This window comes from Streptomyces sp. NPDC048507 (assembly GCF_043199995.1).
Classification (GTDB): Bacteria; Actinomycetota; Actinomycetes; order Streptomycetales; family Streptomycetaceae; genus Streptomyces.
The window spans coordinates 177,297-198,774 of the sequence record NZ_JBICWZ010000002.1; the positions used below are offsets into that span (position 1 = coordinate 177,297).

A 21,478-nucleotide genomic window follows, 5' to 3' on the forward strand; every position below is an offset into this window, starting at 1 on the left:
CGAGGGCGTGGGTGTACAGGGGGAGTTCGGGGGCGGTGCCGATGGAGATCGTGACGACGGCTGCGGGGATCGTGGGCAAGTTGGCGGCCAAACCGCTGACGGACTCGGCGCTGCGCAGGGAAGCGGTGGTCCGGGCGCTGAAGGCGGTGCGGCTCAGTCCACAGGTGCCTCCGCAGGACTTCGGCAGTCTCTACGCCCACACGCTCATCGAGTACTGCGTCGGCCGCTCGCCGTCCGTGCTCGCGTTCTTCCGGAACGCGTACCTCGTGGAGGCCTTCCACCGCTCCTTCTGCGACGGTGACTGGAGCCGTCTGCGCGGTGAGGCGGCGGAGGCCATGGCCCGCAACCGGGAGACGGCCGAGTTCGGGCACCTCGACCACGGGTTCGAGGAGCACATCGAGGGGTTCGTCGCCGCGTTCCAGGCACTCGTGGACCGCAGCCGGGCGCCGCACGAGACGCGGCTGGAGCAGAAGGTCGATGCGCTCCTGGAGCGGGTGAGCCAGACGCGGGTCGAGGAGGAGAGCCATCGCACCCGTACCGAACCGGGCCGCTCAGCGCTGTCCCCCGCCCAGCGTCTGATGGACGATGTGCGCGAATGGTTCACGGCGGTCAAGTACGAGGTCCGGCGCACCTGGGAGGCCTCCGACGGGAACGTGGCGATGCTGGTGGACGTTCCCCAGCGCAGGCGGGGGCGTTTCGACCGCACGGTCATGCTCTGCGTCGAGGGGGAGCTCCTGCCCCACCACATGCGGCTGCTCGGCGAACTGGTGGCCTCCGAGGAGGCCGTGGAGGGCTGGGGACTGGCCCGGCTCAGGGTCAGCGAGGCCGCGCGCCGCAAGGCCGCCGACAGCGACGACGTGCTGTTCTGCCACTCCTTCGATGAACTCGTAGATCTCGAAGCGGATTTCGAGCCGTACATCGCCTGGGTGGAGGAGGAGGTGCGGCGCCGGAGCATCGATGCCCGGTACGTGCCCATCTCGTGCAGCAAGGAGGAGATCGATCCGGCGACCCAGCGCCCCCTGGACACGAGTCTCTACCGTTGGCAGGACGGCGGGCTCGACGACTACGTGGCGGGCTGGCTCGAGGAGCCCGCGAAGCGGCACCTGTCCGTCCTCGGCGAATTCGGCATGGGCAAGTCCTGGTTCGCCCTGCACCTGGCCGGAGAAATGGCCCGCGGCTGGCGCGATGCGAAGCGCCGCGGGGTTCCCCGGCCCCGGATCCCCCTGCTGATCCCGCTGCGCGACTATGCGAAGCAGACGACGGTGCAGGGGCTGCTCTCGGAGTTCTTCTTCAACAAGCACAAGATCGACCTGCGGAGTTACGACGTCTTCCGCGTCCTGAACCGCATGGGCCGGCTACTGCTCGTCTTCGATGGCTTCGACGAAATGGCGGCGCGGGCCGACCGCAACACCGTCGTCGCCAACTTCTGGGAACTGGCCAATGCCGTCGAACCGGGCGCGAAGGTCCTGCTCAGCAGCCGCAAGGAGCATTTCCAGAACGCCCAGGAGGCACGCAACCTGTTCGGCGCGAAGGTCAGCGTGACGGCGATCGGCTCCAAGGCACCGCAGGACGGTCCCACCTTCGACATCGTCGAGCTGGTGCGTTTCGACGACGAGCAGATCGAGCGGATGCTCCGCCACGACCTGTCCGCGGAAAAGGTGCGCATGGTCATGGCCCATGACGAGGTGCGCGAGCTGATGGGGCGCCCCCTCATGTCCGAGCTGGTGATCGACGCCCTACCGGAGATCGAACAGGGGGCCGAGATCAACCTGGCCCGGATCTACCTCTACGCCGTGCAACGCAAGATGGACCGCGACGTCAGCGACGAGCGCACCTTCACCTCTCGGGGGGACAAGCTCCTCTTCCTGTGCGAGGTCGCCTGGGAAATGCTGTCCACCGAACGCCTGACCCTCAACTACCGCGACTTCCCCGACCGCCTGCGCTCCTGTTTCGGCTCGGCGGTGCAGAGCAGCAAGGACCTCGACTACTGGGAACAGGACATGCGCAACCAGGGCATGCTGGTACGCAACGCCGAGGGCGACTACGGGCCCTCCCACAAGTCGTTGCTGGAATTCCTGGTGGCCTTGAAGTTCGCAGCCGAACTCGGACTGCTGAGCGGCGATTTCATGAGGGTGATCCCCACGGCCGGAGTTCCGGACTCCGCGTCCTCCCCGGGGTGGACTTGGTCGGGCTACTTCGCGGCCCGGGGCCAGGACGGGACACTGCCACCTCTGGGCGAGTTCACGGCGGAACCGGTGGAGGTGCTCGGCGCAACGTTCGGGGCGTTCCAGAAGAACGACGCGGTCTACCAGTTCCTGTCGACGATGGTCCGCGAACGGGCAGATCACGCGGAGCGGCTCCTCGACCTCGCCCGTGCGACCGCGACGGCGAGCACGGAGACCGGGCGGCTCGCGGCCAACTGCCTCACCCTCGTCGCCACCTGTGGCAGCAGCCTGGAGGGTGCCCGGTTGGCAGGGCTCGACCTCTCCGGGTTCACGCCCTGGACGCCCGGGAAGGACGTCTCCCTCGCGGGCGCCGACCTCCGCGGAACCGATCTGGTGCTGGCGGACCTGGGCGGCGTGAACCTGTCGGGAGCGGATCTCACCGGAGCCCGGCTGGGACACGCGCAACTGCTGGAAGACCGGCGGCGGCGAAGTGGTCTGGTCCACTCCAGCGGAGCGGTGGTGGTCGCCACGGAGACGGGCGTGCTGCACTGGCCCCACGGCCGGTTGGACGAGCCCCCCTTGCTGCTGACCTCCGATGGGGAACCCGACGGCGAGTACGTGGAGCAGTGGGACTCGACGACCTGGTGGTGCGGCGGCTCGGCGAGCGGCCGGCTGGTGGACGCGGCCGGCGGGCGTGTGACCGGCACGACGACGGCCTCCGAGGGTGCCATTCCCGTGGTGTGGCGGGGACGGCACGCCCTCCTCCAGTACGACTTCGCCGAGCATCTGATGCGCTTCACGGACCCCGAGTCCGGGAGGGTGATCGATGAGGCCCCCACCCTGCGCAAGACGCCCCGGATGATGTCCTTGCACATCGGCAGGTCCGGCATCGCCGCTCTGGCGTACGACGAGGGCTCCTTGTTCTTCGCCACTGCCGGCCAGGGCGACGACGGCTCCTGGCGGACGCTCGCCGAGGCGGAGGGTCCCGCGCACGCAGCCAGGGCGGGCATGGTGACGGGCGCCCACGCCACCATGATCTACCTCGGTGACCGGCCCGTCGCCGTCGCGGACAGCATCACGCTGGAGGCCAGGATCAATGCCGCCGGGCTGCCCTTCCCGGCAGACAGGGAACTCGACCACCCGGACGCCTTTGTCTTCCGGGCCGCCTCGGGCCTGGCTGCCCTCGCGAGCAAGCAGGAGCTGTTCGCGTGGCGGATGGACGCCGCCGTCCCGGACGTCCTCTGGACGATGACCGTACCCGGCGGAACCAGCACGCTCTGGGCATCCGATCAGGGCGACCGGATCGTCGTGCTGACGGGCATGGGCGAGCTGTGGGCGTGCGACTTCCACACCGGCGCGGTCCGATCCCGAACGGTGCTCGGAAGCCGCCTCGAAGGAACCCGGTTCTCGCGCGACTGCGGTCTGGACGCCGCGACGCTGGAAGCCGTCGTCCGCGCCGGGGGCGTGGTGGTGGACTAGGGCGTGCGGGTGCCCAGGGTGGTTGTGGCGGTGATCATGCGGTCCCAGAAGCGGTCGGCGTCCAGGGTCGTGGCGACCCGGGCGTTGACCGGGCGGCCGGTGTACTGGTGGAGGTCCACGACCGTGGCTCCGCGCGTGTAGCGGCCGTGGAGTTCGACGGTGACGTTCGCGTCGACGACGCCGACCAGCGTCGGGTCGATGACCCGGGCCACCGCGACGGGGTCGTGCAGCGGCGGGTGCGGCATGCCCCACAGGCGCTGGTAGGTGGAGGCGAAGTAGGCCAGCAGCTCGGCGCAGACCAGGCCGAGTTCGGTGCCGAGGCCTTCGAAGCGGGCCCGGATCTCGGGCGTGGCCAGGGCCTGGTGGGTGACGTCGAGCCCGCACATGGTCAGCGGCACCCCGCTGCGGAAGACGATGTCGGCGGCTTCCGGGTCGGTACAGATGTTGAACTCCGCGGCCGGGGTGCGGTTGCCCCGGCCGGCGGAGCCGCCCATCAGCACGATCTCCCGGATGCGGGAGGCGCTGTCCGGGTAGCGGGTCAGCAGCAGGGCGATGTTGGTCAGCGGCGCGGTCGGCACCAGGGTGACCGGCTCGGGGTGGGCGAGGAGGATGCGGTGGATGAGGTCCACCGCGTGCTCGTCCACGGCCTCGACGGTGGGCTCCGCGAACCGCGGCCCGTCCAGCCCCGAGGCTCCGTGCACGTCGTCCGCGACGGCCAGCGGCTGGACCAGCGGCCGGTCGCACCCGGCGGCGATGGGTACGTCGGTGATCCCGGCGAGGGTGCAGACGCGGCGGGCGTTGAGGGTGGTCTTGTCGAGGGTCTGGTTCCCGGCGACCGTGGTGATGGCCAGCAGGCCGACGGCGGGGTCGGCGGCCGCCAGCATGATCGCCAGGGCGTCGTCGTGCCCGGGGTCGCAGTCGATGATCATCGGGACGGGCACGGGCGGTCCTCCTCGCGCGGAGCTGCTGACCTGCTCAGTCTGCCGTCGCCGGGCCGTCGCGGCCGCCTGTTCCGCGCCAGATCGCGCGCGGTTCGCGCCGCCGCGGGCGGGCGGCCGGGGCGGGCACCGGCCGTACGGCCCCGGTCCGGGGGACGCGCGGCCGCCGGGCGCCGATACTGAGGGCATGGGCGTACGCACACCGGACGGCCCGGCGCCGGAACCCGCCCCGCGCGCCCCGGCCGGGCGGTACGGGGCCACCGTCTTCCGGCCCGATCAGGCCGGTGAGGACGCGCGCATCGACCTGGGCGCGCTCGCCTACGACGACGTCACCCTCGCCCGGCTGCTGGCCCTGGGGGCCGGGCCCGGCCTGCGGTGCCTCGACCTCGGCGCGGGCACCGGCAGCGTGGCCCGCGGGCTGCTGACGCGGGCCGGTGTGGCGAGCGTGCTGGCGGTCGACCGCGACGTGCGCTTCCTGGCCTCCCGCCCCCAGCCGGGCCTGGTCGCCCTGGAGGCGGACCTCACGGACCCCGCCTTCGAACCCGGCCGGTTCGACCTGGTCCACGCCCGCTTCGTGCTGATGCACCTGCCCGGGCGGGAGCACCTGATCTCCCGCTTCGCCGGGATGCTCGCGCCCGGCGGGGTACTGGTCCTCGGCGACGCCGTCGACCTGACCACCGCGGCCGCGCCCTCGACCCCGTACACCCGGGCGGTGCGCGCGATGTGGCGGGGGCTGCGGGACACCATCGGCACCGACGTCAGCTGGACCCCGCGCTATCCGGAGCTGCTGCGCGCCGCCGGGCTGGAGTCGGTGGCCGCCGAGATCCACGTACCGCCCCTCGTGCCCGGCAGCCCCATCAGCCGCTTCTGGGCCGGCACCTGGGAGCGGGCCCGGGCCGCGATGACCGCGACCGGGCTGGTGGACGACGCGGAGCTCGACGCGGCGATCGCCTTCCTCGATTCGCCCGGCTGCGCCGCCCTGTCCCCGGGTCTGATCACGGCCTGGGGCCGCCGGGCGGGCGCGGCCCGCGCCGCCTGAGGTCCGCTCCGGCGGCGGGGCTCAGCGCTCCGGGGTGCCCAGCCGGGCGCTGATCAGCTGTGCGGCCTCCTGGAGCCGGGCCCGCTGCCCCGGTTCCTCGGCGCGTGCCAGTTCCGTACGCAGGGCCAGCTCCGTACGCAGCACGGTCGCGCGCGGGACGGGCACCCGCTGTCCGGGCTGTTCCGTGAACGGCCGCAGCTCGGCGGCGACGGCCTGGGCGTCGTTCAGGGCGCTGCGGCGCAGGGAGAGGAACACGCGGGCGAGCCAGTCGGCGGGAATCTTCACCATCAAGTCGGTCATATCAGTGCAACGACGGCCGGTCGGCTCCGTGACACCGGCTACCCCGGGCGGCCCAGCGCGGCCGCTCACCGACGGCGCCGGGCCGCCGTGTCCGGCGGCCGCCGGGGTCAGTGGATGACGCTGAAGCTGCGCCAGGGCAGCGCCGCCGGGGCCGTCACGTTCGAGAGGGTGGTGGCGACGTAGGTGCCGTCCTCCCGATCGCCCTTCAAGCAGTTCTCCGTCCGGTACAGGACGACGTCGACCAGGGTGTTGTTCTCGACGTGGGTGGCGCCCCGGGGGAAGTTGATCCGGTGGCAGCCCCTGACCAGGGTGTTGCTGTAGGACAGCTCGACCGGGGAGTCGTGGCTGCGGAAGGTGAGCATGCCGACGGTGCTCCGGCCCAGGCCCGAGCAGGCGGTGGCGGTGAGCAGCAGGGCTGCGGCCCCGGTGATGACGCCGATGCGCCGGTGGTGGGACATGGCGGGGTCCTCGTCTGTGCGGTGGTGGCTCTCCTGCCCGCAGCCTGCCCCGCCGGGGCTCCGGCGGCATCCGCTGCGCGGCCGGCCGGATGAACCGCGCACGCGCGGTCAGTCGTGGTTCCGTCCGGACGGGCCCCGCTTCAGCCAGGCGATCGTCGCGCTGAGGGCGAGGAGGGCCAGGGCCCACAGGCCGGCCGTCCACGGCGTGGTGCGCCCCGCCACCTCCGGGGAGATCCGGCGCCGGGGGTCGAAGGCGACCCGGACCGTGTCGCCCTTGCCCGCCACGGCCCTGCCCTCTTTCAGCTCGGCCGGGTAGCCGTCCGGGCAGTCCAGCAGCAGCCGGTACACCGTCCGGGTGGGCGGGGAGCCCTCCCCGGCGGAGTGCTCGGCCTTCGTCTCGACCTCGCGCACCGCGCAGTCGGCGACGGCCGGCCGGGACGCCGCCTGGTCGGCGGCGGTCACGGTCAGCAGCAGCCCCAGGGACAGCAGCAGGGCCCCGAAGAAGCCGCCGCTCCCGCCGACGAGCGCGAAGTAGCCCGAGCAGGCGCCGAGGAGGAGCACCGCCCCGCCCACGACGGCCACGGCGTCCGGGGGCGCGGCCGGGCTCCCGAAGCACCAGGCCGTCCACGCGTACAGGGCCGCGGCGGCGAACGCGGGCAGCGCCGCCACGGCGAGCCCCCCTGTCACCCGGTCCGTTGCCGGCATGAGCACCACCCCCGTCGGGGGACGCACCTCGCCCCTCCCCCGGTTGCCGCGCCGGGCCCCGGTACGGCGGGCAGGGGGCGGTGCGCGGGGTTACGGTCGGCCGCATGGACGGTGATCGCCGAGGGTGGCGCCAGTGCTCGCTCGCGGGTGCGGTGTTCGCCGTGTGCATGGCGGGCACCACGCTGCCGACCCCCCTCTACGGGCGCTACCAGGAGAAGTTCGGTTTCTCCGAGCTGACGGTCACGGTCGTGTACGCCGTGTACGCCTTCGCCGTCATCGGCGTCCTGCTCCTGGCGGGCAACGCCTCGGACTCGGTGGGCAGACGGCCGGTGCTCGGGGTGGGTCTGGCCTGCTCGGCGGCGAGCGCCGGCTGCTTCCTCTGCGCCTCCGGGCTCGGCTGGCTGTACGCGGGACGGCTGCTGTCGGGGGTGTCCGCGGGGCTGTTCACCGGCGCGGCGACGGTGTTCGTGATGGAGCTCGCCCCGGAGGGCGGGCGGGCCCGGGCCACGTTCGTGGCGACGGCCGCCAACATGGGCGGGCTCGGCTGCGGTCCGCTGCTGGCCGGAGTGCTCGCGCGGTTCGCGCCCTGGCCGCTGTACCTGCCCTTCGCCGTGCACCTCGCCCTGGTGACGTGCTCCGTCGCCGTCCTGCTGCGGCTGCCGGAGACCGTACGGGAACTGCGGCCGCTGAGCGGCGTACGTCCGCAGCGGCCGGGGCTGCCCGCGCAGGTGCGGGCGGTGTTCGGGCCGGCGGCGACCGCCGCGTTCGTGGGGTTCGCCCTGTTCGGGGTGTTCACGGCGGTCAGCCCGGCGTTCCTCGCGCAGTCCCTCGGCGTGCACGACCCGGCCGTGAGCGGGCTCGTCGTCGCGCTGGCCTTCTTCTCCTCGACCGCCGGGCAGCTGGCGGCGGGCCGGGCGGGGGTGCGGCGGTCGCTGCCGCTGGGGTGCGGGGTGCTCCTGGCGGGGCTGGCGCTGCTCGCGGGCGCGCTGTACTGGGACCTGCTGGTGCTGGTGGTGCTGAGCGCACTGGTGGGCGGGGTGGGGCAGGGGCTGGCCTTCCGCGGGGCGCTGTCGGGGGTGGCCGCGGCTTCTCCCGCCCACGAGCGGGCGGCCGTGATCTCGACGCTGTTCGTGGTCGCGTACACGGGCATCTCCCTGCCGGTGATCGGCGTGGGGGTGCTGTCGGGGCCGGTCGGTCTGGAGGGGGCGGGGCTGGTGTTCATCGCCTGCATGGCCGCCCTCGTCTCCGGCGCGGCCCTCTACCTGCTGCGCCGGCCGGCCCCCGAGCCGGCCTCGTGACGGGCCGTCGGCCCGGTCCGCGACGGCGGCGCCCGCGCGGCGCCTCCGGGGCGGGGAGGCGGTCGCCGGGTCCCCTCACGGGCCGCCAGCTACCCTGAACCGCATGACGATGCACAAGCCCGTCGGGGTGAGCGTGGACGCGATGCTCGACGACCTCAGGATCCTCGTCGAGACGGAGTCCCCCTCGCGCGATCTCGACGCGCTGGCGGCATCGGCCAAGGCGGTCGCCTCGGTCATCGAGGGACGGCTCGGCGGAACCGCCGTCATCCTGGAGAGCGAGGCCGGGCCGCACGTCCACTGGCGGGCCGGCGGCGAGCCCAAGGTGCTGATCCTCGGTCACCACGACACGGTGTTCCCGCTCGGCACCCTCGCGCGCCGTCCGTTCCGCGTCGCGGACGGCCACGTCACCGGCCCCGGGGTCTTCGACATGCTCGGCGGTCTGGTGCAGGCCGTCCACGGGCTGGCGGCGCTGGACGACCTGTCCGGCGTGGAGATCCTGGTGACCGCGGACGAGGAGGTCGGCTCCCACTCCTCGCGCGCCCTGATCGAGGAACGCGCCCTCGCCTGCGGGGCGGTGCTCGTCTTCGAGGGGGCGGCCGAGGGCGGCGGGCTGAAGACCGGCCGCAAGGGCTGCGGCACCTTCCGGATCTCCGTCGCGGGCCGGGCCTCCCACGCCGGCCTGGAGCCCGCGGCCGGGATCAACGCGCTGATCGAGGCCTCGCACCAGGTCCTGGACGTCGCCGCGCTCGGCCGTCCCGAGGCCGGTACGACCGTCACCCCGACGGTGGCGGCCGCCGGGACCCTGGACAACGTCGTACCGGCGGAGGCGACCGTCATCGTCGACGTCCGGGTGGAATCGGCCGTCGAGCGGGAGCGGATCGAGTCCGCCTTCGCGGCCCTGACTCCGCACCTCGACGGGGCGCGCATCACCGTGGAGGGGTCCGTCGGGCGGCCCCCGATGCCCGAGTCGGCGTCGGCCGAGCTCTTCGCGATGGCGCGGCGGCTGCTGCCCGGTCTGGAGGGCAAGGCGGTCGGCGGCGGCAGCGACGGCAACTTCACGGCCGCGCTGGGGGTGGCGACCCTGGACGGTCTCGGGGCGGTCGGCGGCGGGGCCCACGCCGACCACGAGTACGTGGTGATCGCGTCGATGACCGAGCGGGCGAACCTCGTGACCGGCCTGGTGCGCGCGATCCAGGGCTCCGGGCCGCAGGGCTCGCGGCTGGCAACCGGGTGACGCGGTGGGCGTGGCCGGGCGGCCCCCGCGGTGGCGCTGGCTAGCGTGGACGCGCCTCACGTCCCAATCCCCCAGCCCCGCGGAGCAGGTCCATGACCACCACCCCCCTCACCTCGCTCACAGGGAACTACTCCCTCGACCCCGCCCACACGCAGATCGGGTTCGTGGCCCGGCACGCGATGGTCACCAAGGTCCGGGGCGCCTTCAACGAGTTCGAGGGCACCGCCCACCTCGACGGCGGCGACCCCGCCAAGTCCTCGGCGTCCGTCACCATCAAGACCGCGAGCATCGACACCCGCAACGAACAGCGCGACGGGCACCTGCGTACCAACGACTTCCTCGACGCGCCGAACTTCCCGGACATCACGTTCGTCTCGACCGGGGTCGAGCCGCTCGACGACACGCGCTACAACGTGACCGGTGACCTCACCATCAAGGACGTCACCCGGCCGATCAGCATCGAGTTCGAGTACCAGGGCAGCGCCACGGACCCGTTCGGGAACCTGCGCGTGGGCTTCGAGGGCTCGGTGCCGATCAGCCGCAAGGAGTACGGGATCACCTGGAACGCGGCCCTGGAGGGCGGCGGCGTGCTGGTGGGCGACAAGGTCGTGCTGGAATTCGAGATCTCCGCGATCCGGCAGGCCTGAGGCCTGCCGGGCGTGTGACGCCCGGGTCCCGCCGAGGAGTTCGGCGGGACCCTTCGGCTCGGGTCACCAGCGCACGGGCAGTTCCCGTACGCCTCGGATGAGCATGCCGGGCACCCAGGGCAGCTTCGCCTCGTCGGCCTCGCCGCGCAGGCCGGGGAAGCGCTCCAGCAGCGAGCGCAGGGCGATGCGGCCCTCCAGCCGGGCGAGCGGCGCGCCCAGGCAGTAGTGCAGGCCGTGCCCGAAGGCGATGTGGCCGCGGGCGTCCCGGCGGATGTCGAAACGGTCCGGGTCCTCGAAGCGCGCCGGGTCGCGGTCGGCGTCGGCCATGGTGATCAGCACGGTGGAGCGGGCCGGGATCACCACGCCGCCCATCTCCACGTCCTCCAGGGCGAGTCGCTGGGTACAGGTCTCCACCGGTCCGTCGTAGCGGAGCATCTCCTCGATGGCTCCGTCCAGGAGGCCGAGGTCGGCGCGCAGGTCGGCGAACTGCCCGGGGTGGGCGAACAGCGCGCGCATCCCGTTGCCGATCATGTTGACGGTGGTCTCGTGCCCGGCGATGAGCAGCAGGACGCACATGCCGATCAGCTCGGCGGGCGAGAGCCGGTCGCCGTCGTCGACGGCGTGGATCATCGCGCTGAGCAGGTCGTCGCCGGGGGCGGCGCGCTTGGCGTCGATGAGCTGCGACAGGTAGCGGGGCATCGCCTCGTACGCGGCGGCCTCCGCTTCGGGGCTGGTGCGGGCCACCATCTCGTTGGACCAGTCGCGGAAGGCCTCGCGGTCCAGGGCGGGCACGCCGAGGAGCTCGCAGATGACGGTCATGGGCAGCGGGAAGGCGAAGGCGTCCACCAGGTCGGTGCGGCGCTCCGGCATCGCCTCCATGGCGTCCAGCAGTTCGTCGGTGATCTCCTGGATGCGCGGGGCCAGCGCCTCGATGCGGCGCGGGGTGAAGGCGCGCGCCACCAGACGGCGCAGCCGGGTGTGGTCCGGCGGGTCGGACATCAGCATGTGCGCGAGGGCCGGGTGGTCCTGGTCGGCGTTGATGATCTGGCCCATGTCGCCGTGGTTGCGCCAGTCGCGGCTCAGGCGCGGGTCGGTGAAGGCGGTCCGGCAGGCCTCGTGCCCGACGACCAGCCACGTCTCCTCGCCGTCCGGGGTGCGCACGTGGTGGACGGGCCCGCGGGAGCGCAGGAGCGCGTAGACGGGATAGGGGTCGCGGACGAAGTCCGGACTGAGCTCCAAAAGATCGATCATGGCAGGCTGAGTCGCCATTCCATTCCCCCTGAATCGAATGCCTTGCGGAATATTACGCCGGTGCGTGTATCCACCACAGTAGTCGCGCCGTCACCGGTGGGAAGGGGCACCCCCAATGCGGGCGGTTCCGGCCGGGGTGCCGAACGCCCTTGCCCGGTACGGAGTCTGACCCTCCGTATGGTTCGGGCGCGAGGGTGCCCCGCCGCACGGGGTGCCGATGCGGCGTTCCGGCAGGGCGCCGGCCTGCCGCGCCCGTGACCGCCCGCGGGCCCGGTGCCCGGGGGATCCTCAGGGCAGCGGGAGGCCCCGGGCCGTGACCCACAGGGCGTACCACTCCTCGTGCGTGAGGTCGGGGGCGTGCAGCGAGGCGTCGCGGCAGGCCCTGATGCGCTCGGGCCGGGTCGTGCCGACGACCGGGGCGATGCCCGCGGGATGGCGCGTCAGCCACCACAGCAGGACCGATTCCGCGGTGGTTCCCTTGCGGCGGGCGAGGTCGGCCAGGAGTTGTGCCGTCGCGTGCTCGGCGGGGGTCTGCTGGAGGCCCGTGTAGCGGCCCTGCGCAAGGGCGCCCCAGGCCTGGAGCCGGATGCCGTGGTCCTGGCAGTGCTCCAGGGTTCCGTACGGGAAGCCGTGGGCCGCTCCTTCGGCGGTGTTGAGCAGGACCCCGGCCTCGACCCAGGCCCGGCTGTGCAGGCTCATCTCCAGCTGGTTGGCGACGAGGGGGATGTCGAGGCGGGCCTGGAGGCGGGCGATCTGGGCGGCGCCGGTGTTGGAGACCCCGAAGGCGCGCACGAGGCCCTGGCGGTGCAGGGAGGTCAGCGCGGAGGCGGTCTCGTCCGGGTCGGCCAGCGGGTCCGGGCGGTGCAGCAGCAGGACGTCGAGGGAGTCGGTGCGCAGCCGGGTCAGGCTCTCCTCCACCCGGCGCGTGATGCCGCCGGCGCGCAGGTCGTACCTCCCGGGGCCGTCCCCGTCGGCGAGGCGGATGCCGCACTTGCTCTGCAGGACGATGCGTTCGCGCAGGCCGGGCGTGCGGGCGAGGACCTCGCCGAAGACGGCCTCCGCCTTTCCGTGCCGGTAGATGTCGGCGTGGTCGAAGACGGTGATCCCGATGTCCAGGGCCTCCGCGACCGCACGTTCCGCGGCATCGATGTCCGCGGGTCCGTACGGGTCGGGGCCCCAGCTGCCGCCCAGCCCCATACACCCGTACAGCAGCCGGCCCGCGCGGCCGGGTTCCTCAGCGCTCACGTTGGTCACGGGCCCAGGGTAGGGCCGCGCTCTTCGGGGGTCTTCCCGGGGGCGAGGTGGGCCACCACCTCCGCCAGCTCGGCGCAGACCTCTTCGATCCCCCGCCGGATGTTGTTCTGCTCGGTGACGAGGGCCGCGAGCAGCAGCCCGGTCAGGGCCGCCGCCCCGTTGAGGGCCTGGAGGTTCACCATGACCTCCAGCAGGGAGCGGCGGGCGAAGGGGCCGGTGTGGTCGGTGGCCGCCGAGATCGCCAGTACCGAGACGAGCAGCGCGCAGGGGGCGCTGCCGGCCAGCTGGAAGCGCACGGCCGCCCAGATCAGCAGCGGGAAGACCAGGAAGAGCAGCGACTGCGAGCTGCGGGTGGCGAAGAGCGTGACGGCGGTGGCCGTGAGCATCAGGAACGCCGCCTCCGCCATCCGGTACGGGTCGCGCGGCAGCCGGGGGCGGGTCAGGACCAGCAGCAGCGGGGTCACCAGCAGCACGCCCATGGTGTCCCCCGCCCACCAGGCCGACCACACCGCCCAGAAGTTCCCGTACGGCAGGTTGCCGGTGAGCACGAGCGTCCAGCATCCGGCGGTGGCGCTGATCGTCATCGGGATCAGGCCGCCCAGGAAGACCAGGGCGGTGCCGTCCCGCAGCCGGTCGAGCTCGGGGCGGAAACCCACCCGGCGCAGCAGCGCGTACGCACACAGGGGGGCGAGGGTGTTCCCGGCGACGATCCCGAGGTCGGAGAGGTCGAAGGTGCTCAGGCGTTCGATGGCCAGGTACGTACCGAGCCCGATCCCCGGCCAGATCCGGGGGCCGAACCAGAGCAGGCAGGCGAGGGCGATGCCGGTGGGCGGCCACAGAGGCGTGACGACCGCGCCCTCCACGACCACCTGCCGCAGCAGACCGAGCCGGCCGGACAGGTAGTAGGCCGCGGCGACCGCGAGGATCCGCAGCAGCGCCAGGACCGGACGTCTCCATTCCGCGGTGCGCACCACAGCATCAGACAACAGCCGGGCCTTCCGGGCCGGGCGTGACACGCACGTCGGGCCCGCCGCTGCCGCCGTCCCCCTCGTGGGCTCCGTGGCCCTCGTGGCTGAGGACGAGCACGGCGGCGTCGTCGGCGTGGCCCGTGGAGTCGGCGACCTTCATCACCTCGGCGGCGAGTTCGTCGGGATCCCCTCCGGCCGCCTCCCGCACGAGGTGGAGCACGCGGTCCAGCCCCTCCTCGATCGGGAACGACGGCCCCTCGACCACCCCGTCCGTGAGCAGCACGATGGACCCCGCCTCCACCAGGCTGCGCCGGGTCACGGCGTACCGCACGTCGGACACCGTGCCCAGGGGCGGACCGCCGTCGTACTCGGCGATGCCGTACCGGCCGCCGACCGTGGCCCAGACGGAGGGCACGTGCCCGGCCCGGGCGCTGGCGAGCTCGCCCGTGTGGGGGTCGAAGCGCAGCAGGGTGCAGGTGGCGAAGAGCTCGCTGTCCATCGCGAGCAGGACCTCGTTGGCCTTGCCCAGCACCTCTCCGGGGTCGGTGACGACGGCGCCCACGGCGCGCAGGCAGACCCGCACCTGTCCCATGAAGGCGGTGGCGGCGACGTCGTGGCCCTGGACGTCGCCGATGGAGAACGCGAGGGCGCCCCCGGGCACCCGGAAGCCGTCGTACCAGTCGCCCCCGATGTCGAGGCCGCGCCGGGCGGGCGCGTAGCGGGCCGCGGCGCGCAGTCCGGGCAGGGCGGGCAGGGAGGCGGGCAGCAGCTCGCGCTGGAGGGCCTCGGCCAGCTGTACGCGGGCCTGCTGGAGCTCCGCCCCCTCGCGCGCCCGGGCGGTGAGCTGGCCCAGCTTGGTCAGCAGGTCGGCACTGTCGGGCCGGTGCGGGCGGCGCCAGGTCACGGACCGCTCCGGGGTACGTCCATGTCCGCCGCCTCCGCCGCTGCCAAGACCGAGCCCATCATATTTCGGCTCGCCGGGGTCCGCCCGGGCGAGCCCCGGCGGCCGGGGCCGGCCGGGCTCCCCCCGCCCGGCGGCGCCGCGGCCGGCGCTCGGGCCGCAGCCACCCCGGGGGCCGGACCACGGGGGGGGCTCGGACGGGAGCCGGACGGGAACCCGGAGCATCAGGGCCCGGGCCACCGGGCCGGCCGGACCCGGACGCACGGGAGCCCGGGCGGCGGTCCGGACCGCCGCCCGGGCTCCCGTGCGTCCGCGGTCCCCCACCGCCCGATCGCCCCACCGCCCGATCGCCCGATCGCCCGATCGCCCGACAGAAATGGCCTGCTGACCCTCCATAGGGTGGCTGAAAAGAGTTGGTGCGGCCCCTTTTGGGTACCGGATGCCAAGCTTCCGCCTGGCGTCCGTAAGCTCTTGATCAACCCGGTCGTCAACTGCGCCGCTCCGGCGCCCAGTCGACGGCCGTGGGGTACCCCGACCAGTACCCGAAGACTTGAGGATCAACGTGCTCGTGCCCATGAACCGCCGTCTGGCCATCAGTGCCGCCCTTCTGGCCGTAGTGGCCGGCGTGGCGCCCGCCACCGCGGCCCAGGCCGCCCCGGCCCCCACCGCCGAGGGGGCGCGGGGAACCGCGACCGCCCTGCCCGCACCCGACATGGAGGCCCTGGACGCGGCGCTGCGCAACACGCTCGCCGCCGGTGCGCCCGGCGCGATGGCCCGCATCAGCGGCGTCGGCGGGGTCCAGACGAAGACGGAGGGCGTCCGCGACAAGGTGACCGGCGCCGCCATGGACACCGACGCCCGCTTCCGGATCGGCAGCGTCACCAAGACGTTCTCCTCGGTCGTGCTGCTCCAGCTGGTGGCCGAGAAGAAGATCGAGCTGGACCAGCCGGTCAACCACTACCTGCCGGGCCTGCTGCCGGACGACCGCATCACGGTCCGTCACCTGATGACGCACCGCAGCGGGCTGTCGGACTACACCAACGCCATGTTCAACGACACGGTCCCCGGCTTCGAGGCCGTACGGAACAAGGTGTTCGGCTACCAGGAGCTGGTGCAGCTCTCGCTGAACGAGCCCCGCACCTCGGAGCCCGGCGCCGCGTACAACTACTCGAACACCAACTTCGTGGTCGTCGGCATGCTCATCGAGAAGGCCACCGGCAACCCGGTCGTCAAGGAGTACGAGCGCCGCATCATCAAGCCGCTGAAGCTCCGCAACACCTCGTACGTGCACCCCGACGCGAAGATCAAGGGGCTGCACGCCAACGGCTACCTGCACCCCGACCTGGCGGGCGAGCCGCTGGTCGACTCCACCGAACAGACGGTGTCCTGGGCCCAGTCCGCCGGAGCGATGATCTCCAGCGCGGCCGACCTCAACACCTTCACCTCGGCGCTGGTCACCGGCAAGCTGCTGCCGGCGAAGATGCTGGACCAGATGCTCACCATGACCCCGACCGACGCGACCAACACGCGGTTCTACGGGCTGGGCCTGCGCCGCTACGACCTGTCGTGCGGCACCTCCGTGTACGGGCACACCGGCACCGTGCAGGGCTTCTACACGTACGCGTTCTCCACCCGCGACGGCAAGCGCAGCCTGGCCGCGATGGCGAACACCTCGAACAAGGGCGCGGCGAACACCGCCCTCGGCGGCACCCTCGAAGCGGCCTTCTGCGGCAAGAAGCCGGTGACGGCGGCCGCGGCCCCGGCCGCGCGCGGCTTCTCGGCGACCCTGCCGGCCGACGTGGACCTGCCGGAGCGCAACTCCCGCTGACGCCCGGCCGGGGCCGCCCTACGCGGCGGCCCCGGCCCCGTCACGACCCGACCACAGCAACCGGATCCCCGGTGGCCGGCACGACGGCCACCGGCCCCGCCCGGAGGAACCGCACATGACCATCCACCGCCCGGGCCTGCCCGGGGACCTGCCGCCCGCCGAACTGCTCTGGGCGCGCTGGGCCCTGGTCGCCGTACTGGAGGCCGACACCGCGGCCGAGGGCCGGGGCGTCCACCGCACCGGCCACTGGATCACCCCGGACGCGCTGCACCTCGACGACGGCGGCTGCACCTGGTGGACCCTCGCCCGCCGGGGCGAGGGCCGGTACGTGCTCTACGGCGAGGACGAGTCGAGCGGCGTCAAGTGGCACGAACCGCGCATCGACATGCTGGCGGGCGGACCCGACTGGCTGCCGTACGAGACCCTGCGCGGGCTCCTGGAGGGCTGGGAGCTGGGCTGCGTCTACTGGTACGAGAACGGCGCATGGGCGCGCGCCCCTTACCCGCAGACCCTGGCGGACGACGGTCTGGACTGCGGCCTGAGCCGCTTCACGGAGCGCGACCGGGTGCGGGAACTGCTCGACGGAGCCGGCGAGGACTGTGCCTGCGCCGCCGCCCCGGAGCCCGGACCCGCCGTGGCGGACCTCCTGGACGCCGCATCCGGGCACGGGCCCTGCCCGCAGACCCTGGCCTCCCTGGCCGACGCGTGCACCTGCGGCACGTGGGACCTCCCGGCGATGCTCCGCGCCCTGGACCTCGCGGGCCCGGCCGCGGCGTAGCCCTCCGAAGGGGACCCACAAAGAGAAAGGCGAAGAGTTTCGCACTCCTCGCCACTCTCAACTTATAACGCACGGGGGGCCTTGCGGCAAGGCCCCCCGGGTACCGCAGAATCAACGGCCTCAGCCAAGAACCTGCGGAAATGGGACATGCGTGATTGACGTGATCATCGCCGGTGGTGGACCGACCGGCCTGATGCTGGCCAGTGAGCTGCGGCTGCACGGCGTGCGGGTCGTCGTGCTGGAGAGGCTCGCCGCGCCGACCGAGGAGTCCCGCGGGCAGGGCCTGCACGCCCGCAGCGTCGAGATCATGGACCAGCGGGGCCTGCTGGAGCGGTTCCTGGAGGCCGGCGAGAAGTTCCGGGTCGGCGGCCTGTTCGGCGGCGTCACGAAGCCCTGGCCCGAGCTGCTGGACACGGCGCACCCGTACGGGCTCGCCGTACCGCAGCCGGTCACGGAGCGGCTGCTGGGCGAACGCGCGCTGGAACTGGGCGCCGAGGTCCGGCGCGGCCACGAGGTCGTCGCGCTGGACCAGGACGAGGACGGGGTGGACGTCGGCCTCGCGGACGGCAGCCGGCTGCGCGCCCGCTACCTCGTCGGGTGCGACGGCGGCCGCAGTACGGTGCGCAAGCTGCTCGGCGTCGGCTTCCCCGGCGAGCCCGCGACGGTCGAGACGCTGCTCGGCCAGATGGAGCTGACCGAGGACCCGCAGAGGGTCGCCGAGGTCGTCGCGGAGGTCGCCCGGCGGCAGATGCGGTTCGGCGCCGCTCCCCTGGGCGAGGGGATGTACCGCGTCATCGTGCCGGCCGACGGCGTGTCCGAGGACCGTGCGGCGCCGACGCTCGACGAGTTCAAGGAGCGGCTGCGGGCCTTCGCGGGCACCGACTTCGGCGTGCACTCGCCGCGCTGGCTGTCCCGGTTCGGCGACGCCACCCGGCAGGCCGAGCGGTACCGGGTGGGCCGGGTCCTGCTGGCCGGGGACGCGGCGCACATCCATCCGCCGACCGGCGGCCAGGGCCTCAACCTGGGCGTGCAGGACGCCTTCAACCTTGGCTGGAAGCTGGCGGCGACGGTGGACGGCCGGGCACCTCAGGGGCTGCTGGACTCGTACCACGCCGAGCGGCACCCGGTGGGCGCCGCCGTGCTGGACAACACCCGCGCGCAGATCGCGCTGATGGGCAACGGGGCCGGCCCGACCGCGCTGCGCGCGCTGTTCTCACGGCTGATGGACTTCGAGGAGGTCAACCGGTACGTCACCGGCATGATCACCGCGGTCGAGGTCCGCTACGACCTCGGCGACGGCGACCCGCTGGTGGGCGGGCGGATGCGGGACCTGGAGCTGGAGCGGGGGCGGCTGTACGGGCGGATGCACGGCGGCCGCGGCCTGCTGCTCGACGGGACCGGCCGGCTGTCGGTGGCGGGCTGGGAGGACCGCGTCGACCACGTGACCGACGTGGCCGGGGACCCGGGCGCCCCGGCGGTGCTGCTGCGGCCGGACGGGCACGTGGCGTGGGCCGGCGAGGATCAGGAGAAGCTGCTCGCTCCGCTGGAGCGGTGGTTCGGCGCCGGGGCCCCGGCGCCGGCCCCGGCCGTCAGAGCGTGATCCAGTAGCGGCGCTTGGGGCCGACGAGGGTGTCGCGGACGTCCTCCAGGACCCCGCCGGACCGCTCGATGGTGCGTACGGAGGCTTCGTTGTCGGGGTCGCAGGTCAGCAGGACCCGGTCCATGCCCAGGATCCGGGCCTCGTGCAGGACCTCGCCCAGTGCCCAGGTGGCCACGCCCCGGCCACGGGCGGAGGGGCGGACGCTGTAGCCGACGTGCCCGGCGGCGTCGAGGAGGAAGCCGTTGAGGTAGTGCCGCAGGTCGATGGCGCCGAGGTAGGTGTCGCCCTCGGCGATCCACCAGTGGCTCGCGTGGACGCGGCCCTGTTCCACCGGCAGCGTCCGGTCCGCGTAGCCGTGCAGCCGCCGGGTCCAGGCGGCGAACCCCTCGGCGGTGTCCACGTCGTCCTCGCGGCCGAGCCCGGCGCCGTCCATGTGGGCCTCGGGGCCCCATTCCCGCTGCGCGGCGAGCCAGGAGGCGTGGAGGCGGGGGGTGGGGGCGATGAGCTCGGGCATGCCCCGGACGGTAACAGTCGGATGATCCGACGGCGCAATCCGTCCGGGGCGCCTCCCCAGGTCCGGGGCGTCCGGTCAGCGGCCCGGTCCGTACGCCGCCCAGCGGCTCAGGGCGAAGCCGTCGCCCGCCGCGCGGACCTCGACGGCGCCCGGGCCGGCGAAGTGGGCGGGCACGACGAGCTCGCGTTCGTCCGCGGCGCGGGCGAGGATCCGGCGGCGGGTGGCCGCGGCGCCGGCCGGGTCCGCGCAGAAGCAGCTGTTGTGGGCCGGGTCGAGGATCTGCACCGGGCTGTGCAGGATGTCGCCGACGAAGACGGCCCGCTCGCCGCCCGAGGACAGCCGCAGCACGGAGGAACCGGGGGTGTGGCCGGGGGCGGATTCGAGGGTGAGGTTCTCGTCGATGCGGTGCGTCCCGTCCCACAGGACGGCCTGTCCGGCCCGGTGGACGGGCGCGACGCTGTCCTCGTACATCAGCCGGTCGTCGACGCGGGCGTTGCCGCCGTAGTCCCCCCGGGGGCCGTAGTGGAAGTCGTCGGCGGCGGGCAGCAGGTACGTGGCCCGGGGGAAGGTCGTCGCCCACTCCCCCGCCTCGTCGCGGGTGTTCCAGCCGACGTGGTCGACGTGCAGGTGGGTGTTGACGACGACGTCGACGTCCTCGGGGCGGACGCCCGCCCGGGCGAGGGCGCCGAGGAAGTCGCCCTGCCAGTGGTGGAAGCGCGGCGAGCCGGGCCGTTCGCGCCCGTTGCCCACCCCGGTGTCGACGAGCACGGTCCGGCCCGCGCTGCGCAGCACCCAGGTCTGCAGGGCCATCCGCGCGTGCCCGTCCGACGGCTGCCAGTGGTCCGGGGCCAGCCAGTCCTCGTTGTCCCGCCACACCCGCTCCTGCGCGCCGGGGACGAGCCCCTGCGCGGGCCCCAGCGGCCCCTGCCATTCCACGACCCGGATGACCTCGACGTCTCCGAACACCATGCTGGACTTGCTCTCGTTCTCCATGATCCGACTTTAGGCAGGTCCGGATGAGCCGCTCAATGCGTGATCTGCTCACTGCGATACGTATGCCGCTCACCGCTGACGGCTGTGGGTAGCCTGGGCGAATGGACGTGGTGAGCGACGCGATCTCGGCCGTACGCATCGGACGGCCCTCCTCCGACCGGGTGCGGGTGTCCGGCGCGTGGTGCGCGCGCTTCGCGCCGTACGAGGGCGCGGGGTTCCACGTGGTGCTGGAGGGGAACTGCCGGCTGCTGCCCGACGGCGGCGAGCCGGTCGCGCTGGGCGCGGGTGACGCCGTACTGCTGCCGCACGGGGCGGGGCACGTGATCGCGGACGGTCCCGTCGGGGCGGAGGCCCTGGCGCGGGCGGTGCCCTTCGAGGAGCTCGTCGCGCGCCGGCGCGGGCGCGAGCTCGGCACGGATGCGGGGCCGGATGCGGGGCCGGATGCGGGCACGGCCGGTGCGGTGGAGATGCTGTGCGGCAAGTACCGGCTCGACCGCAGCCGCTCCCATCCGCTGATGGCCGAACTGCCCCAGGTCGTCCATCTCCCCCACCGGATCGGCAGCCATCCGGAGCTGCGGGCGGCCATCGACCTGCTGGGGCGCGAGCTGGACGAACGGCGGCCCGGCGCCTGCGTGGCGGTCCCCAGCCTGCTCGACCTGCTGCTCGTCTACATGATCCGCTCCTGGGTGCTGGCCGAGGGCACTCCGGGGACCTGGCCGGCCGTCCTGGGGGACCCGGTGACGGCCGCCGCGCTGCGGGCGCTGCACTCGGACCCGGCCGCGGCGTGGACGATCGAGCGGCTGGCCGCCGAGGCGGGGGTGTCCCGGCCCACGCTGGCCCGGCGCTTCACCTCCCTGGTGGGCCGGCCGCCGATGGCGTACCTCACCTGGTGGCGGCTGAACCTCGCCGCGAAGCTGCTGCGGGACACCGGGGATCCGCTGGCGGCCGTCGCGCGCCGGGTCGGGTACGGCACCCCGTACGCCCTCTCGCACGCCTTCAGCCGCGAGTTCGGCACGACGCCGGGCCGCTACCGCGCCCGGGGGGCGGTGGCGGTGGCCGCCACGTCCGCCGCGCGGACTGTGGCGACGGCCCACATCGGCACCGGAGCCGCGGGACTCTAGCGTTCCG

The 21,478-nt window shown here is 73.5% G+C and carries 19 protein-coding genes; 9 read left to right on the forward strand and 10 right to left on the reverse strand.

The genetic code is table 11. From position 1 onward, the window contains the following. The first annotated feature begins 41 nt into the window (after positions 1–41). Positions 42–3,644 carry an NACHT domain-containing protein gene (locus ACGFXC_RS05955; RefSeq protein WP_393709927.1) on the forward strand — a complete coding sequence of 1,201 codons (3,603 nt, stop codon included), beginning with the start codon at positions 42–44 and terminating at the stop codon, positions 3,642–3,644. Here ACGFXC_RS05955 and ACGFXC_RS05960 read toward each other — a convergent pair. After that, positions 3,641–4,585, reverse strand: a complete 945-nt coding sequence (locus tag ACGFXC_RS05960) for a nucleoside hydrolase (protein ID WP_393709929.1) — start codon at positions 4,583–4,585, stop codon at positions 3,641–3,643. The two genes, ACGFXC_RS05955 and ACGFXC_RS05960, sit on opposite strands and share 4 nt — an antisense overlap. A gap of 184 nt (positions 4,586–4,769) precedes the next feature. Here ACGFXC_RS05960 and ACGFXC_RS05965 point away from each other — a divergent pair, with 184 nt between their 5' ends. Continuing rightward, complete coding sequence (locus ACGFXC_RS05965) at positions 4,770–5,621, forward strand: class I SAM-dependent methyltransferase (protein ID WP_393709931.1); 852 nt, start codon at positions 4,770–4,772, stop codon at positions 5,619–5,621. A gap of 21 nt (positions 5,622–5,642) precedes the next feature. Here the strand turns inward: ACGFXC_RS05965 and ACGFXC_RS05970 are convergent, their stop codons facing one another. From ACGFXC_RS05970 to ACGFXC_RS05980, 3 genes are all read right to left on the reverse strand, one after another. Next, entirely contained in the window at positions 5,643–5,909 is a 267-nt protein-coding gene (locus tag ACGFXC_RS05970; protein ID WP_393709933.1) for a hypothetical protein, read from the reverse strand. 119 nt (positions 5,910–6,028) lie between these two features. After that, positions 6,029–6,379: a hypothetical protein gene (locus tag ACGFXC_RS05975; RefSeq protein WP_393709935.1), complete on the reverse strand. Its 351-nt coding sequence runs from the start codon at positions 6,377–6,379 to the stop codon at positions 6,029–6,031. A 108-nt stretch (positions 6,380–6,487) separates the two neighbouring features. Beyond that, on the reverse strand, positions 6,488–7,084 hold the full coding sequence (locus tag ACGFXC_RS05980; RefSeq protein ID WP_393709937.1) for a hypothetical protein: 597 nt from the start codon (positions 7,082–7,084) through the stop codon (positions 6,488–6,490). Between the two features lie 104 nt (positions 7,085–7,188). Between ACGFXC_RS05980 and ACGFXC_RS05985 the strand changes: the two genes are divergently transcribed. The 3 genes from ACGFXC_RS05985 to ACGFXC_RS05995 all read left to right on the forward strand — a co-directional run bounded on the left by ACGFXC_RS05985 (position 7,189) and on the right by ACGFXC_RS05995 (position 10,263). Further along, complete coding sequence (locus ACGFXC_RS05985; RefSeq protein ID WP_393709939.1) at positions 7,189–8,382, forward strand: MFS transporter; 1,194 nt, start codon at positions 7,189–7,191, stop codon at positions 8,380–8,382. Between the two features lie 103 nt (positions 8,383–8,485). Beyond that, a complete protein-coding gene (locus ACGFXC_RS05990; protein WP_393709941.1) occupies positions 8,486–9,616 on the forward strand; it encodes a M20 family metallopeptidase in 1,131 nt (376 codons plus the stop codon). A 92-nt stretch (positions 9,617–9,708) separates the two neighbouring features. Next, positions 9,709–10,263 (forward strand): YceI family protein, encoded by a 555-nt coding sequence (locus ACGFXC_RS05995; protein ID WP_393709943.1) that lies wholly within the window; start codon positions 9,709–9,711, stop codon positions 10,261–10,263. A gap of 63 nt (positions 10,264–10,326) precedes the next feature. Here the strand turns inward: ACGFXC_RS05995 and ACGFXC_RS06000 are convergent, their stop codons facing one another. From ACGFXC_RS06000 to ACGFXC_RS06015, 4 genes are all read right to left on the reverse strand, one after another. Further along, on the reverse strand, positions 10,327–11,532 hold the full coding sequence (locus ACGFXC_RS06000; RefSeq protein ID WP_393709945.1) for a cytochrome P450: 1,206 nt from the start codon (positions 11,530–11,532) through the stop codon (positions 10,327–10,329). 270 nt (positions 11,533–11,802) lie between these two features. Beyond that, positions 11,803–12,768, reverse strand: a complete 966-nt coding sequence (locus ACGFXC_RS06005) for an aldo/keto reductase family oxidoreductase (protein ID WP_393709947.1) — start codon at positions 12,766–12,768, stop codon at positions 11,803–11,805. Continuing rightward, a complete protein-coding gene (locus ACGFXC_RS06010) occupies positions 12,765–13,742 on the reverse strand; it encodes an MASE1 domain-containing protein (protein ID WP_393709949.1) in 978 nt (325 codons plus the stop codon). Before ACGFXC_RS06010 ends, ACGFXC_RS06005 begins: the two co-directional genes overlap by 4 nt. 4 nt (positions 13,743–13,746) lie before the next feature. Beyond that, positions 13,747–14,640, reverse strand: a complete 894-nt coding sequence (locus ACGFXC_RS06015; protein ID WP_393709951.1) for a PP2C family protein-serine/threonine phosphatase — start codon at positions 14,638–14,640, stop codon at positions 13,747–13,749. A gap of 571 nt (positions 14,641–15,211) precedes the next feature. Here ACGFXC_RS06015 and ACGFXC_RS06020 point away from each other — a divergent pair. The 3 genes from ACGFXC_RS06020 (at position 15,212) to rox (ending at position 18,843) form a co-directional block, all read left to right on the forward strand. Further along, on the forward strand, positions 15,212–16,465 hold the full coding sequence (locus tag ACGFXC_RS06020; protein ID WP_393710907.1) for a serine hydrolase domain-containing protein: 1,254 nt from the start codon (positions 15,212–15,214) through the stop codon (positions 16,463–16,465). Between the two features lie 115 nt (positions 16,466–16,580). Continuing rightward, a complete protein-coding gene (locus ACGFXC_RS06025) occupies positions 16,581–17,243 on the forward strand; it encodes a hypothetical protein (protein ID WP_393709953.1) in 663 nt (220 codons plus the stop codon). Between the two features lie 151 nt (positions 17,244–17,394). Beyond that, complete coding sequence (gene rox / locus ACGFXC_RS06030; protein ID WP_393709955.1) at positions 17,395–18,843, forward strand: rifampin monooxygenase; 1,449 nt, start codon at positions 17,395–17,397, stop codon at positions 18,841–18,843. Here the strand turns inward: rox and ACGFXC_RS06035 are convergent. Further along, positions 18,833–19,357: a GNAT family N-acetyltransferase gene (locus ACGFXC_RS06035; protein ID WP_393709956.1), complete on the reverse strand. Its 525-nt coding sequence runs from the start codon at positions 19,355–19,357 to the stop codon at positions 18,833–18,835. The two genes, rox and ACGFXC_RS06035, sit on opposite strands and share 11 nt — an antisense overlap. Before the next feature lie 75 nt (positions 19,358–19,432). Beyond that, a complete protein-coding gene (locus tag ACGFXC_RS06040; protein ID WP_393709958.1) occupies positions 19,433–20,350 on the reverse strand; it encodes an MBL fold metallo-hydrolase in 918 nt (305 codons plus the stop codon). Positions 20,351–20,451: 101 nt separating this feature from the next. On the opposite strand from ACGFXC_RS06040, the gene ACGFXC_RS06045 reads away from it, so the two are divergent. Continuing rightward, entirely contained in the window at positions 20,452–21,471 is a 1,020-nt protein-coding gene (locus ACGFXC_RS06045; protein WP_393709960.1) for an AraC family transcriptional regulator, read from the forward strand. The last annotated feature ends 7 nt before the right edge of the window (positions 21,472–21,478 follow it).